This window comes from Puniceicoccaceae bacterium, from assembly GCA_040224245.1.
Classification (GTDB): domain Bacteria; phylum Verrucomicrobiota; class Verrucomicrobiia; order Opitutales; family JAFGAQ01; genus JAKSBQ01.
Map to the genome: position 1 here is coordinate 1 of JBEGIR010000045.1, position 15,606 is coordinate 15,606.

Sequence of the window (15,606 nt, forward strand, 5' to 3'; positions counted from 1 at the left end):
TCCATCAAAACGCTATTGCCTCTTTCCTCCGACGAGTTTTATTCCCATTCTCGGAAAGAGGCAATCGATCCACGAAGGGCTCAACGTCATATACAATTTTCTCGTCCACCTGTCCAAACAACCGAGACCACCTCACAGGGCACAGAGAACACAGAGAGGGAAGACTTTGGATGGGTTTTGTGTTTTTTGTGATGTTTGTGGCTGGATCCTTCAAATCTTCATGAGTGAGGGATGGGATGGTGAAGAGGAGATTGGAACCCAAAGGGTGCAAAGAACCCGAAGAAGATCAGATGGTTTGGGGTGAACGAGGTGGTTTTTTGATCTTCCAATTTGGAATACCAAGCCAGTCACTTTGGAAACGAAGGTGCTTTCGAATCGACCCGATGCTGCAATGATCCTGACGGCAGCGGTGTTTTCCAATCCTGTGGCGAGGAGTGAACTCAAAGCTGTTTAGACCCGCCCCACTTCTAAACCCCTCGAATTCGAGGGGTTTAAGACCGGGTGTGGAGAGTTGATGCAAACCGTTGGATGAAACCACAGTTCGGTTGGCTCCACACGCCAGAGGCGGGTCTTCGGGAGACCCGCAGTGGGTATGGAGGAGGAGCGATGAGGAATGGTAAGGGAGCGAACGGAGGACGGCGGAAGTTTGACCTTTTCGGTCTGGTGAAATTGGTGGAGGAGTGAGCCAGTGCATGGAATCATTCTATCACATGCACAGGGACAAAATCTGTCCATCTGGATAACTTGTGAATAAGTTTTTGTGGGTTCTGTGAAGCAGGGTTATAGCCACAAAGTAAACAGAGACGGGGGATGTTTTTGTGATCTATGTGGCTCGAGGATTTAACTCGTCATGCTGAAGATTGGCATGGCTCTGGAACTTGGTAGGGAAGAGGTTATAACCACAAAGGGCACAAAGAACACAGGGGGGGGGAAGATGTGTTTTGTGTTTTTTTGTGATCTCTGTGGCTGATCGTCTAGAGTGCGTATTTTTTTATCTCGAAGCGGCAGGACCCGAAGTTGATCAGCAAGCCGTGTTTGAGGCGCGCTGACTTGAGATATCCAAGAATTTGGGCGGTGTGCTCCGGAGCCAGGGTTTTTACAGCTTTGAGTTCGAGAATGAGCCAGTCTTCGAGTAGAATGTCTGCGAAATAGTCGCCAAGGACGGTTCCATCTTCATCATAAACCCTGATGGGTTCTTGTTGTCTGACTGTGAATCCAGATTTTGTCAGTCGGTTGGCTAGTGCGTTTTCATATACCTTTTCCAGGTGAACATGTCCGTGATAGGTGTGAATATCGTATCCTGTCTGTCTGACGTGATTACAAACGGCCTTAACTTCTTCATTGGGTTTCATATTCTTGGCTGGATTTGAGTGGTAGGGAAGAGGTTATAACCACAAAGGGCACAAAGAACACAGAGAGGTGTGTGTTGTGATCTCTGTGGCTCGAGGATTTAACTCTGTTTGCGGGAGGGGTGGACGCTGTAGCGTTGGGCGAGTTGGTGGGTGATGGAGCGAAGGTTGTCGCGCAGCTCGGGAGGTTCGATTACTTCGGCGTGGCGGCCCCAGGAGAGCACCCAGCGCTGGATGTCCATGAGGTGATTGAGTGTGTAGGATGCGATGACACTGCCATCACTCTGCTCTTCCAGGCTTTGGGAGGGATGCCATTTGCGCTCGCGCAGAAAGGGGGCGGCTGTGGGGTCGAAATGAATGCGGATGAAGTAGCACTGATCGTGTCCGGTGAAAAGACCGAAGCTCTGGGAGAGGTAAGTCCTGAGATTGAAGGATTCGGGTGGCGTGAAAGTTGTATCGAGCAATGCCAGCGATTCCATGCGAGAGAGCAGAAATTTTCGCGGTTCCCGCTTGGTGGGATCCCAGCAGATGAGTGCCCAGTGGTGCTCCATGTGGGCCAGGTGCAATGGCCAGAGGGTGCGCTGACGGGCGCGACTTTCATCGGGTTTGCGGTAGGAGATGCGGATGCAGCGACTGAGCCGAATGGCCTCCAGTGCGGAACCAAACCAGCGGTGTTCCTGTGTTTCGGAGGTGTCGGGATTGTGAACCGAGAGCAGGGATTCCAAGTCTGTCACAGGGAGGGAGACGGCACCTCCCATGAGGGTTGCAACCTTGGACAGGATGGAGTCGAGCGCCTTGCCGAGGGCGGAACCCTGCCATGCGGCGAAGGTTTGGGAGGCAAGTGTGAGGGAGAGTGCTTCTTCACCCGTAATGCGCAGCAGGGGAAGGTATTCGCTTTCGGTATCGCAGAAATAACTTTTGGAATTGGGATCCCAGTGGATCTTCATGCCTAAGTCTTCGCGCATGTATCGCAGGTAACGCTTGATTGTGCGGTCGCTCAAGCCCAGGCGTTCGCCGAGTGTGCTTGTTGTGATTTTCCGACCGGAATGCAAGGCATTGTAGATCAGGAGCAGGCGATCAATCGGGGGGCGCGAGGTGGAGTCAGGCATGGATCGGGAGAAAGGATGCGGAAGGGTCAGAATTACTCATTGTACGAAGTGGTGGATACTGGGCAATCTTTTGCATTGGGATCGTTTTGCAGAATTGAGCGAAATCCCAAAGGGAAAGTGGAATCGATAAAGAACTGAAATAATGTTCACTTGAAGCTTGCATTGTGAGAAGCCTGAAGGATCATGGATTTGCGTTTGCTGCTTTGCGGGAAATGCGCTTTTTCGGAGGAAACTATGATTCAGGCAGCACCCATCACAACATCGGCCACGCACATCCTTTTGCGTGGTGTGCGACAGAACAATCTCAAGGGGATTGATGTGGATATCCCACTTGGCAAGCTGACGGTGGTCACCGGGCTGAGTGGCAGTGGGAAATCATCGCTGGTATTTGAGACCCTGCATGCAGAGGGACAGCGGCGCTATGTGGAAACCTTCAGTGCCTATACGCGGCAGTTTCTGGATCTGCTGGACAAACCCGATGTGGAGTCCGTTACGAACATCCGTCCTTCGATTGCAATCCAGCAGACCAATACCGTCAAGACCTCGCGTTCCACTGTGGGCACGATGACCGAGCTGTGTGATTATTTCAAAGTGTGGTTCAACCATCACTGCGAGTGTTTTGATCCCGAGACGGGAGAGCGTGTGATTGATGAGTATCCGGAAGTGATCTGGGCCGGACTTGAATCGCAGAAATGGAGTGCACCAGTCCTGATCGCTTTTCGCATCCGCAAACCCGGGAACCTGGACTGGGCAGAGGTGATTGCCCCGCTGATCAGCCAGGGGTACTCGCGCTTCCTTCGGGATGGCAAGGTGGGCAAGCTGGGGGAAATCGAACCTGAGAAACTCGACCATGCTGAACTCGTGGTCATCCAGGATCGAATTCGAATCGATGAGGCCAATCGTTCCCGGTTTCTCGATTCAACGGGAAACGCACAGCATTTTGGAAATGGGGCAGTCGAGCTGTACCATGATTCGGGCGAGTTCATTGGCGCCTACACGCGTGGCCTGCACTCGGCGAAGAGCGGACGGAAGTTTCGGGACAAAAGCGCAGCGCTGTTTTCGTTTAACACTCCGATTGGGGCCTGTCCGAAGTGCAGGGGCTTTGGCAGGGTGATCGAGATCGACTACGGACTGGTCATTCCCGATACTTCGGTGTCGATTGATGATGGTGCGATCCGTGCCTTCAGCGGGGAAGTGTATCAGGAGAGTCTTTTTGATCTGCAGCGCGCTTGCCGGAATAAGAAGATCCGCACAGATGTGCCCTGGCGGGAGATGAAGGCCGAGCATCTTGCCTTTGTGATGGAGGGAGAGCCGGGCTACCAGCAGGGAGACTTTGAGCGGAAAGGGTCGTGGTATGGTGTGAAGCGGTTTTTTGATTTTCTTCAGGGCACGAGCTACAAAATGCACGTACGCGTGTTTCTGTCGAAGTATCGGTCCTACGTGAATTGCCCAGCCTGTAATGGGGCGCGCCTGCAGCCGGAATCGCTGTGCTGGAAGTGGGAAGGATATCGACTGCCAGACCTATACGAGTTGCCCGTGCGGGACCTGCACGCCTTGCTCCTGGAGAAGACGAAATCCACTGGAAACGCGCAGGTTGATTCGGCTCGTGAGGCCATCCTGAGCCGTCTTTCCTACCTCAACGATGTGGGCTTGGGTTACCTGACCCTGAACCGCAGTTCCCGCACCTTGTCAGGAGGAGAAGTGGAGCGGGTGAATCTGACAGCCTGCCTGGGGACGCGATTGACGGACACGTTGTTTGTTCTGGATGAACCATCGGTGGGTCTGCATGCGCGGGATATCAATCGCCTGATCCGCATCCTCAAACTGCTCACGGGACTCGGAAATACGGTGGTGCTGGTTGAGCATGATGAGTCGGTCATGCGCGCTGCGGACTATCTGATCGAAATCGGACCGCGCCCCGGGCGAAACGGGGGAACGGTGGTGTTTGAGGGAGACTACGATGCGATACGGGTTCATCCCGATTCCATCACAGGTGCCTATCTTAGCGGACGCCGCAAAATCGATGGAACCGCACACCGTCTGCCTGTCGATCTGCCGCGCCTTCCCATGGCCTCGTCGACTATTGCACGGATATCAGATGGAGAACAACCCGCGATCCAGATACGCGGTGCGAGCAAGCACAACTTGAAGGATGTGGATGTGGACGTTCCGCTGAACCGCTTTGTCTGCCTGACCGGGGTGTCGGGTTCGGGCAAGAGCACCCTCATGAATCATGTGCTGTACCAGGGACTGTTGCAGCAACGTGGGCGGGTGGTGGAGGACGTCGCAACGATCCGATCCCTGACCATTCCCTTTGATCTGGATCTGATGCTGGTTGACCAGTCGGCGATCAGCCGCACACCGCGGTCGAATCCGGCCCTGTTTGTGGATGTATGGGAACCGATTCGTAAACTGTTTGCGTCGACCGAAACGGCCAAAGCATCGGGGTTTACGCATTCCGAATTTTCCTTCAACAGTGGGAATGGACGCTGCGAGCACTGTCAGGGACTGGGATACGAAAAGGTGGAGATGCAATTTTTATCCGACGTGTTTGTGAAGTGCCCTGTTTGTGAAGGGAAACGGTTCAAGCAGGAGATCCTCGAAACCCGCTGGCACGGACATTCGATAGCCGATGTGTTGGAGATGGACATTGCCGAGGCGCTGGAAGTGTTTCGCAAGGTGCCGAAGGTGGCAAATGGACTGAAGGTGCTCGTCGAAGTCGGGTTGGGGTATCTGCAAATGGGACAGCCGCTGAATACCTTGTCAGGAGGGGAATCCCAGCGCCTGAAGCTGGTCAGCTTTCTGTCCAAACTTGAAGACGGTGCGAAACCATCGTTGATCCTTTTGGACGAGCCGACGACGGGGCTGCACCGGGAGGATGTGAACGTGTTGCTTGGCATTCTGCGCAAAATGGTGGACCGTGGACATTCCCTGCTCGTGATTGAGCATCACCTCGATGTGATTCTTGCGGCGGATTGGGTGATTGAAATGGGGCCGGAAGCGGGCTTGGAAGGCGGCAGGGTGGTTGCCGTGGGCGAACCGGAATGGATTGCGGAGCAGACGACGGTGACGGCGCCCTTCCTGCGAGGATCACAACCGGAGAATGAATCCGGGATGCGGTTGCAGGCTGCGGAGGATTTGTCGAACTATGGCAGCCTTTCGTCTATACCGGAGTGGGCACGGGAATCGCGCACGGAACTCGCCGTGCTGGGTGCGCGGGAGCACAACCTGCGGAATCTGGACGTGCGCATCCCGACGCACGCGATCACGGTGGTTACAGGGGTGTCGGGATCGGGCAAATCCTCACTGGCATTTGACATCATTTTTGCGGAAGGGCAGCGCCGATTCATGGAATCAATGTCCTCCTATGCCCGGCAGTTTGTGGAGCAATTGCCGCGACCGGACATTGATGAGTTGCGCGGGATTTCTCCCACCGTTGCGATTGAGCAGCGTGTCACACGTGGCAGTCGCAAATCTACAGTTGCTACGATTACGGAAGTGGCTCAGTACCTGCGCCTGCTGTATGCGCGCATAGGCGTGCAACACAGTCCGGTGACGGGCCAGGCGGTGGTTGCGCTTCCATTTGCGGTAGTGCAGGCAAATGCGGAACGCACTGTGCTGGAGTGGATGGAGTCAAACTCGCGCAAGACAGGGCGATTGTTTCTCTGTGCTCCGGTGATTCGCGGTCGAAAAGGCCATCATCAACCCCTTGCAAACTGGGCATCGGAACGAGGATACGAATGGATGCGTTGTGATGGAGTGCGTGTGAAGGTAAGCGAGTTCAAGAAGCTCAACCGTTACCAGGAGCACGATGTTGAAGTCATTACCCGAGTGTTGGATGGGAACGCAGAGCCTGAACACATCACCGAATTTGTCGATGCAATGAAGGAGACTGACAAGCTGGGAAAGGGCAGTTTTTTCCTGCTCGATGACAAGGCGCAAATTCTCGGAAACTTCTCCACCAGCCGCATCGATCCGAGCACGGGCATGGCCTTTCCAGAGCTGGACCCCAAGCATTTCTCCTGGAACTCCTCACGAGGCTGGTGTCCTACCTGTCACGGATATGGGAAGATTTATTCGTGGTTGTTGGAGGAAGACGACAGCCTGCCGCGACACATTGCCAATTTGCCCGATGGCACCCCGTGCCCCGAGTGTGGCGGTGATCGACTGAACTTGCTGAGTCGCCATGTGAAGCTCTACTTTCGCGATGGCAGCACCGCGAGTCTGCCAGAATTGCTGCGACTAACCTCAGAGGAGTTGCTTGAGCGCTTGACGCAACTGGAACTCGATGCACGCAGCGAGGCCATTTTGACAGACATTTACCCGCAGATTCGGGAGCGCCTGCAGTTCATGGGACAGGTGGGCATCGAATACCTTTCGCTGGACCGCGAAACCGCAACGCTGTCGGGAGGAGAGGCCCAGCGCATTCGACTGGCATCGCAACTGGGAACGAACCTGACGGGTGTGCTCTATGTGCTCGACGAACCCTCCATCGGATTGCATCCGCAGGATAACGAGCGCCTGATTCAATCGCTGGAGCACCTGCGAGAGAAGGGGAACACCCTGATTGTGGTGGAACACGATGAGGACATGATGCGCCGTTCGGACTACCTCATCGACCTTGGCCCAGGAGCGGGGGTGCATGGCGGCGCGATCATCGCACAAGGTACAGCGGAGCAGGTCATGCAGCATGACAGCTCCCTCACCGGGCGTTACCTCAGCAAGGGAATTCCCCATCCTTTGAAAGGACAGTATCGTGTGCTACCGGCACCGTATCAAGCACGTCGCAAGGATAGTGATGCGGAGTGGCTGATCCTGCAAAAAGCAAATTTGCGCAACCTGAAGGGTGACGACCTGCATCTGCCGCTGGGGCGTTTGATCATGGTCTGCGGGGTTTCGGGCGCAGGCAAGTCCACGTTGATTCGGGACCTGCTCATGCCAACGCTCCAGCATGCGATCAACCGTGAGATGGATCGACTCGATGCGAGGACGGCCAGGGCGGCAGATCTGTTTGTTGAAACCAAAGGACCTCGCCTGGCGGACTATCCTTTTGCACGCCTGATCAATGCGGATGCGATTCACAAGGTGATTGAGATGGACCAGAGTCCGATCGGGAAGACACCGCGTTCGAATCCGGCAACCTACATCGGAATCTTTGATACGATTCGACAGATTTTTGCTTCCACACCTGAGGCAAAAATGAAGGGTTTTGACGCAGGAACGTTTTCTTTCAACACGAACAAAGGACGATGTGAGGCCTGCAGTGGTGCGGGTCGGATCAAGTTGGAGATGGGCTTCATGCCGGATACTTATGTGACTTGTGACAGCTGCAATGGATCGCGCTACAAAGACGAGATTCAGGACATTCGCTGGAATGGGAAGAGCATTGTCGATGTGTTGAACATGCCCTTTGAAGAGGCACTTGAGTTTTTTGATTTCCACAGCGGTTTGCAACAAGTGCTGCAGCTCATGGTGGATACGGGGCTGGGCTATATCAAACTCGGGCAGAGTTCACCCACCTTGTCGGGTGGAGAAGCACAGCGCATGAAGTTGGTGAGTGAGCTGACCAAAGGGGTGACTTCCTACAAGGATCGCAGCCGTGGGATTCAGCGGAAAAACCTCTACATACTGGAGGAACCCACGATAGGACTGCACCAGAGCGACTGTGAAAAACTGATAGAACTCATGCACAAGCTCGTCGATCAGGGGCACACAGTGGTGGTGATTGAGCACCATGTGGACTTGCTTGCGGAGGCAGACTACATCGTCGAAGTTGGCCCTGGAAGTGGTGAAAACGGAGGGCGAATTCTGTACCAGGGTGATTTGCAAGAATTCTTGAAGCAGAAAAAGAGTGCCACGGCACCCTTCCTGCGAAGCCTGAAACCCCAAACCGCACTGCGCTGATGCTCATGCAGCGATGTGGCACGTGCGAGAGGAAAGGAAAATTGCGGCATTTTTCACAAAGGCATCGATCCGCAATGCGGATTGTGGGGTGTGCACTGACAGTGTTGGCACTAAGTATCTGTGCCGACGCAGCTCCGGAAACCCGGTTGCCGTGGGAACAGGCGCAGTTTTTCCACGATGGTGTGGTACGCCAATATCGCTACTGGGTGCCTGATGCGTCAGAATCGGCCTGTGCGGTGCTCATCCTCCTTCACGATGCGGATGAAAACCTGCAGACCGTGTTTGACCGCTCCTCCGCTGCCAACCGCCGCTGGCAGCAATTGGCGCAGTCCGAAGGATTCATTCTGTTGGTTCCCAATGGAACAGACCTTCGCACGGGCAAAGGTCGCGGGCAGCGGCTGCACTGGAACGATTGTCGCCCCAACAACGAACGACGGCACCGCTCGTCGGTGAGTGATGACGTCGCGTTCCTTCGCGAGGTGATTGAACGTGTGGCCAGAGAGCACCATGTGGATGCTTCCCGAATCTATGCGACGGGTGCGGGCGAGGGTGGCTTGATGGCGATGCGACTCGCCTTTGAAGCCCCGGATATCGTTGCTGCAGTTTCCAGCATTCATGCAACATTGCCATTCAATACGGATTGTGAGCGTTCACGCGTACCGGTTCCGATGCTCCTGATCAACAGTACGCAGGATTCCCGGTTTCGCTGGAATGGTGGCAACCTGGGAGAGAGGCATGGGTTGATGATGGCGGTTCCGCGCATGCGCAAGCTATTGATTGCCTACAACTGGGCGAGAGAGGATGAGGCCCGACATGAAACACGGCCCGACCATGATCCTGCGGACGGTTGCACTGTTGAGCGGATGTGGGTCCCTGGGTCCGAGCGGGGTGCGGATGTTTGTTTCTACACGATTGAGGGAGGAGGGCACGCTCTGCCGTCTCGTGTGCATGGATTATCCGAACGCGATGTCGCGCGCATTGGACCGCAGTGTCGTGATATCGAAATGGTGGATGAGTCGTGGCAGTTTTTGCGGAACTACACGTTGGCCGCTGATGAATAACGAAGCGATTGAAATTGAATTCTCTGTCGGGAACTCTGTAGGATTTGGCCATGAAGCCCCTTGTCCGGTATCCCGCGAGACTCATTGCGCTGGCTGTTCTGTCGATGCCAATGCTGCAATCGTGTGACTCAGGATCCTCACCCAAAACCCAACCTGCGCCCGCAACTCAAAGTCAGCGCACTCTCAGTTACCAGCGAAGTTCGGGTGCGGACATTGAAGACCTCCATCTTCTGAAAAGCACCCATATCGGGGCAGAGGTTGGAGATCGTCCCTGGATCGCACAGACCAACTTGGTCGATTTGGATCAGGATGGTCGACTCGATGTGTTAGCCTGTGAGTCGAAACACAACACAGTGCTCTGGCTGCGCCAGCTCGAAGATGGAAGTTTTGAAGAAATCCTGATTGCTGAGAATATGCGGGCACCGGTGAGGGTGGAGGTTGCTGACATGGATCATGACGGAGACCTGGATATTATCGTCTCGAGCATGAGTGTCGTTTTTCCTAATAACGATCAGATCGGCGCGATTTTTATACTCGAAAACGACGGAAACCAGAACTTCACAACTCATCTCATTATCGACAATATTGCGCGGGTAGTGGATGCCCGGGCAGCGGATTTTGATGGGGATGGACAACTGGATCTGGCGGTGGCGCAGTTTGGGTATGACCAGGGAGAAGTGCGTTGGATGCGACGGACGGGTCCATGGGAATTTGAGAGCGAGACTCTGCTAAACCTTTCGGGACCGACCAATGTTTGTGTGGCTGACTTTGACGGAAACGGAACGCTCGATTTTGCAGTGTTGGTCTCGCAGCAGTGGGAGGAGATCCATTTGTTTCTGAATGATGGAAAGGGCAAGTTTGAATCGAAACTGATCTGGGGTTCCACCAACGAAGACTACTCTTGCAGTGGCATGACGTTGACTGATCTCAACCGCGACGGTCGTCCCGATCTGTTGTTCTCCAATGGCGATGGATTTGGACCCAACCCCGAACCCGGACCCAAACCGTGGCACGGGGTACAGTGGCTGGAAAACAAAGGCAATGGATTCTTCCAGTTTCACCGAATCGGCGATCTGGGAGGTGCCTACTGTCCCATAGGAGTGGATTTTGACGGAGATGGGGACATGGACGTGGTTGCGCTGAGCAGCTTCAACGACTGGAGCAAACCCAAGGCAATTTCGATGGCATGGTATGAAAATACCGGCGGGGAACGCTTTCGCCGACGTGTCTTGGCCTATGAACCCATCCAGCTGCTGACCGTGGATGCGGGTCGTGTGAGAGGTCCCGATGCGCCACTGGCATTCGTGACGGGTGGATTTCACGCCTATCCTCCCTATTATCCTCAGAGCCGGATCTTGCTTTGGGAGTTTGTGAACGAACCGAATTGAAATGAAGTTTTTTCGAATGAGAAGAAATCCCTGGATGAGACGGCCGGTATCGGATGTCTTTCTGACTTGGGCGATTGTACTTTTTGCCCTGATGTCACTGATGGCATTGGTGGGATGTGGTAGTGGGAAATCAGCCGCAATTCCCGCAGAATTGCGAGAGCAACTACCTGAGCAACCCGATCTGAGTACGGCACACAAAGCATTGCAGACTCGTGTTGTTTCGGCGATGCAAGTGGCAGTCTCTGACGATGCCACCCTGGAATCGATTCGGGAATTGAGCCGGCTCTACCATGCAAACGGATTTTTGCAGGAAGCCATGGGGTGTTACGAAGTCTTGCTGGCGCTCGAGCCGCAGAATCCGCGGTGGAAGCACCTCTTTGCGTTTTTGCTGGCGACCTATGGCTATGCCGATGATGCCGTGATGTTGTGGCGTGACACAGTGGCACTTGACCCTGAATACCTGCCCGCGCGCATTCGATTGGGTGATGTATTGTTGAAATCCAATCGTATCGATGAGGCTAAGGCTGTGTATGCCGAAGCACGGGAGCTGGACCCGCGCAACCCATATGCACTGCTTGGGCTGGCGCGACTGGCGATGGAAGAAGCGGAATGGGAACAAGCGAAAGTGCAGCTGGAGGCGGCATCCCGGCATTCGGATGGCAAGATAGGGCGTGACCTTCTGGTGACGGTTTATGAAAAAATGGGCAAGGATCAGATGGCAAACATGCTCAGGGGTGAGGCAAAGGCATCGGGCAGCTTTGTGGATATTCCCGATCCATGGCTGGCAGACCTGATGGTGGATTGTTACGACCCTGTGCAGCTGATGAACATGGGGGGCATGGCTGCATTTGGAGGTGACATCTGGGGAGGGATTGAGTGGTCTTCACGCGCCCTCGATCTGGCACCGGAGAACCCGGCCCTGCATTTTCAAATCGGCAACATGTATTTCACGATCAGCCAATATACGGATGCGATGCGTCATTTCGAGTTGGCGACGAAGTATCGCCCCAGTTTTTCGGACGCATGGCTGCGCAGGGTCGAAATTGAGAAACGACGCGGCAATCTGGCCCTGGCAGATGAACTCTTTTACAAGGGCTTTGTGAAGTGTCCTGAATCTCCCGCTTACAATCTTCACTATGCCATGCGCCTGATGGAGGATGGGCAACGCAAACAGGCCATTCCCTATCTGAAAAAATCGATTGAATTGAACCCGAATGAAGCAGCTGCATACATCCAGCTCGCCAATGGGTATTTTGGGCTGGACCGCCTGGAGGATGGAAGAGAGGCACTGGAAACGGCATTGCGCGTCGAGCCGGGAAATCCACTGGCAATGCTGACAATCTGTTTTTATTACATCAACATGGGGGATCAGGAGAATGCCAGCAAATGGCTGGAGGCGATTAACGAGCACCCGCGAATCGCGTCATCCGACAAGCTGGATCTCAAGCTGAAATATCAGGAAAAATTCTGATTTACCGCGCGTTGATGGATGCAGGGAAGGTTGTGCGGTTTCTTTCTGCGGTAGCAAAGAAACTCAATTCCGAAACAAGCGTTTTCAACGCTTTCCAACGCGAATTTCTGGTAGAATATCCGCTTTCCATCTTTGGGTGCGCCTTGTGTGTGCCCGGAAGGATTTACTGCAAACCAGGGGGATTTGTTTGCAGTAACTTCAAGTCGTGAATGCAGGTTGACCGCAGGTTGGCCTGCATTCTGAGTTTTCATAGCACTACCCGAATGGGCTTATTGACATAGCTGTGAGGTGAAGTGCTTTTACTCCGTGTTTTGGAATGAATTTGTGACGGCAAAACATCCGGATGCGGGTGAATTTTTCAGCTTTCGGATTGCTGGATGCAATGGATTGGCCTAGATCGATGAGTGTCATGAAGCTCCACTGCTTGCTCATCCATTTCGTTGTCCTTGCACCACTGTCTGTGTTGTTCGCGGACGTGCCCGAACCCGCAGGTTTTTGCGCACAGACGAGTGCGGATGATGAGTGGGTTGTGATGGTATACAATGTGGAGAACCTGTTCGATATTGACGGAATCTCGCTCTTTGAAGACTACGCACAGGATGCGTCCGGGGAACGGGACGCCTATGATGCAGAGCGATTGCTCACAAAAATTGATAACCACAGCCAAATCATTGCGAGCTGCAACGGAGGCAGGGGGCCTGACATTGTGGCTCTGCAGGAGTTGGAAATCGATTTTTCCAATGATCCATCATTTTCACTTGAGCAGGCACTGGAGGAATATGCGGAGCAGACCGTCGCGGAGTTGTTGGGCGGGGAGGTGGTCTCGCCTCGAATCAGCGGATTTCCCATTGAATTTTTCCTGCTCAAACGCCTAAGAGAACTGGGAATCGATGACTATTCCTTTGTGGGTCCGCGCTTCGATCCGAGCTGGCAGCAGCGCGGTATTGCGCATCGCTGCGCTTTTCTGAGCCGCTTTCCGGTTGTGGAAGTGCGGCAACATCCGTTGTACCAAGCTCGCGACATCCTGGAGGTGACCTTTGATATACACGGCAATGAACTGACGGTGTTCAACAACCACTGGAAATCGGGGGCAAGTTCGGTGCGAACCGAGCCGATCCGGATTCAAAACGCAGGAGTGTTGCGTGTGTTGCTCGACCAGTTGCTTGTGCAGAATCCGGCGGCGGACATCCTGCTGGTCGGAGATTTTAACTCGCACCACAATCAGAGTCTGCGCATGGATGCACCCTTTGGGGTCACTGCGATCAACAGCATTCTGGGGTCCCAGAGTGTGGAGGCGGCACTGCTGCGTTCGGAGGCCGATTTGTACAATCTTTGGTATGAACTTCCCCAGCCTGAGCGTGGCAGTGAAGTCTGGATGGGAGAATGGGGTTCGCTGATGCAGGTCATCGTCACCCCTGGACTCTACGATTCGAATGGCATTCAATATGTGGACAACAGTTTTCGCAGGCATCTGATCCCCGGAGTAAATGTGGATGCAGTCACGGGTGAACCGATTCGCTGGATCAACCTGGGATCGGGGGCGGGGTATTCGGATCACATCCCGGTGTGCGCCAGTTTTCGCCATGCCCGCTTGCATGGCAAGGACTCCAATTTGACACCCTACCACCCCGATGATCTCGGTTCTGATGCAGAGCAACAGCACCAGGCGATTTGGGTAAACTATTCGTTGGAGGGACGGGAGATATATTCCGATTTGCAGCGACTGACCGATCAGACGCCAGACTCACTGCTCACCGAGATGGGAGGACTGTTTCAGGTGGAGGGAATCCGCAGGGATGGAGGAATTGAAGTGGACGGAAAGTTGTATGGGTTGTATGCTCCCAAACCTGAGGTCTGGCAGTGGCTGAAGAATGTTCCGTCGGGAGAACTGATGCACTTTGTGGGTGAATTTTCAGTGCATCGTGCACAGTTACAGTTTTTGATCCAGGACCTTTCGTGGGTTCAATCACCCAGATCCGGCGGAGAGTCGGAATAATGTCTTTGCCTGACCAACCCGAAATAGCGAAGCACATGGCCGTGCAGCACGAATCCTTGACAGCAAACGCGACTCCCAAACCCCGTGTTGTGATAGAGTATTGCAGCCAGTGTCGATTTGTGCTTCGGGCATCCTGGCTTGCACAGGAGCTGTTGTTCACCTTTGGAACCCAATTGGGTGAAGTGGCATTGCGCCCGGGAGAAGGGGGGGTGTTTCGCGTGTGGCTTGAGTCCGAGCTACTTTTTGATCGAAGTGAGGTCGGGAGGTTCCCTGAATCCAAGGAACTCAAGCAATTGATTCGCGACCGCATCGATCCCGAGAGGGATCTCGGGCATAGTGACCGCAAGTCATCGGATCAAGCCCCATGATGCGACGTGCTGAACGGTTGCCCTGTTCAGCGGTAAGCGTTGATCTCGTCGCGCAGGGCAAGCGTAGCCTCACGGGCCGCATCGTCAAAATCTGCCTCGCTGGATGCGTAGAGGATCTTGCGCGAAGAGTTGATGATCAATCCGGTGTGGTCATCGGTCATGCCGTTTTCAACAATATCTTTGACCTTGGCACCCTGAGCGCCCACTCCGGGCACCAGAATGGGAATATCAGGAGCCATTTTGCGCACTTTCGCCAATTCCTTGGGATAGGTTCCACCGACCACCAGACAGACGTTGTTGTTGAGATTCCAGCGGTTCTGAGCGAGGTAGGCGATTTTACGGTAAATCTCTTCACCGTCGACCTTGAGGGCCTGAATTTCGCCCGATCCGGGGTTTGAGGTTTTGCACAAAATGATGATTCCCTTTTCGGCCCGGGATAGAAACGGCTCCATCGAATCACCGCCGAGGTAGGGATTGACCGTTATCGCGTCGGCATGGTAGCGATCAAATGCCTCTTTTGCATACATTTCTGCAGTGCTTCCAATGTCCCCGCGCTTGGCATCGAGAATGGTCGGAATATCGGGGTAAGTTGAACGCAGGTACTGGAATGTCATTTCCAGCTGGTTTTCTGCGCCGTATGCCGAGTAGAACGCGACCTGAGGTTTATAGGCACAGACAAGGTCGTGAGTCGCATCAATCACAGCCTTGTTGAATGAAAACAGTGGATACTTCTCCTGCCTGAGATGGGGGGGGATTTTTTCCAGATCTGTGTCCAGCCCGACGCAGACCAAGGTTTGTTTTTGTTTCCAGCGGTGGTAGAGTTTTTCCGAGAATGCGATCATCGAGAGCGTTGATTTCAGAGCCAAAAGTTCGTTAATAGAGTTCCGCTTCCGGCAATGCGAACTTTTTCGACCCTGAAACGAGCATATTCAACCGTGGAACGCCCATTCCAAGCCGAAT

General features: G+C 54.0%; 10 protein-coding genes. 7 read left to right on the forward strand and 3 right to left on the reverse strand.

Going from position 1 to position 15,606, the window contains the following annotated elements; translation table 11 throughout:
* The first annotated feature begins 528 nt into the window (after positions 1-528).
* Positions 529-684, forward strand: coding sequence for a hypothetical protein (locus ABQ298_07665; protein ID MEQ9824245.1), 156 nt, complete (start codon positions 529-531; stop codon positions 682-684).
* 290 nt (positions 685-974) lie between these two features.
* Here ABQ298_07665 and ABQ298_07670 read toward each other — a convergent pair whose 3' ends face one another.
* Both ABQ298_07670 and ABQ298_07675 read right to left on the reverse strand, forming a co-directional pair.
* Complete coding sequence (locus tag ABQ298_07670) at positions 975-1,352, reverse strand: GxxExxY protein (GenBank protein ID MEQ9824246.1); 378 nt, start codon at positions 1,350-1,352, stop codon at positions 975-977.
* A 98-nt stretch (positions 1,353-1,450) separates the two neighbouring features.
* Positions 1,451-2,458 carry a WYL domain-containing protein gene (locus tag ABQ298_07675; GenBank protein ID MEQ9824247.1) on the reverse strand — a complete coding sequence of 336 codons (1,008 nt, stop codon included), beginning with the start codon at positions 2,456-2,458 and terminating at the stop codon, positions 1,451-1,453.
* Positions 2,459-2,692: 234 nt separating this feature from the next.
* Here ABQ298_07675 and uvrA point away from each other — a divergent pair, with 234 nt between their 5' ends.
* The 6 genes from uvrA to ABQ298_07705 all read left to right on the forward strand — a co-directional run bounded on the left by uvrA (position 2,693) and on the right by ABQ298_07705 (position 14,646).
* On the forward strand, positions 2,693-8,362 hold the full coding sequence (gene uvrA / locus ABQ298_07680; protein ID MEQ9824248.1) for an excinuclease ABC subunit UvrA: 5,670 nt from the start codon (positions 2,693-2,695) through the stop codon (positions 8,360-8,362).
* Positions 8,363-8,436: 74 nt separating this feature from the next.
* Entirely contained in the window at positions 8,437-9,423 is a 987-nt protein-coding gene (locus ABQ298_07685) for a PHB depolymerase family esterase (GenBank protein ID MEQ9824249.1), read from the forward strand.
* Positions 9,424-9,473: 50 nt separating this feature from the next.
* Positions 9,474-10,811 (forward strand): VCBS repeat-containing protein, encoded by a 1,338-nt coding sequence (locus ABQ298_07690; protein ID MEQ9824250.1) that lies wholly within the window; start codon positions 9,474-9,476, stop codon positions 10,809-10,811.
* A gap of 34 nt (positions 10,812-10,845) precedes the next feature.
* A complete protein-coding gene (locus tag ABQ298_07695) occupies positions 10,846-12,282 on the forward strand; it encodes a tetratricopeptide repeat protein (GenBank protein MEQ9824251.1) in 1,437 nt (478 codons plus the stop codon).
* Positions 12,283-12,691: 409 nt separating this feature from the next.
* Entirely contained in the window at positions 12,692-14,278 is a 1,587-nt protein-coding gene (locus ABQ298_07700; GenBank protein MEQ9824252.1) for an endonuclease/exonuclease/phosphatase family protein, read from the forward strand.
* 56 nt (positions 14,279-14,334) lie between these two features.
* Positions 14,335-14,646 carry a SelT/SelW/SelH family protein gene (locus ABQ298_07705; GenBank protein ID MEQ9824253.1) on the forward strand — a complete coding sequence of 104 codons (312 nt, stop codon included), beginning with the start codon at positions 14,335-14,337 and terminating at the stop codon, positions 14,644-14,646.
* 26 nt (positions 14,647-14,672) lie between these two features.
* Here ABQ298_07705 and pyrF read toward each other — a convergent pair whose 3' ends face one another.
* Positions 14,673-15,488 carry an orotidine-5'-phosphate decarboxylase gene (gene pyrF, locus ABQ298_07710; protein ID MEQ9824254.1) on the reverse strand — a complete coding sequence of 272 codons (816 nt, stop codon included), beginning with the start codon at positions 15,486-15,488 and terminating at the stop codon, positions 14,673-14,675.
* Positions 15,489-15,606 lie beyond the last annotated feature (118 nt).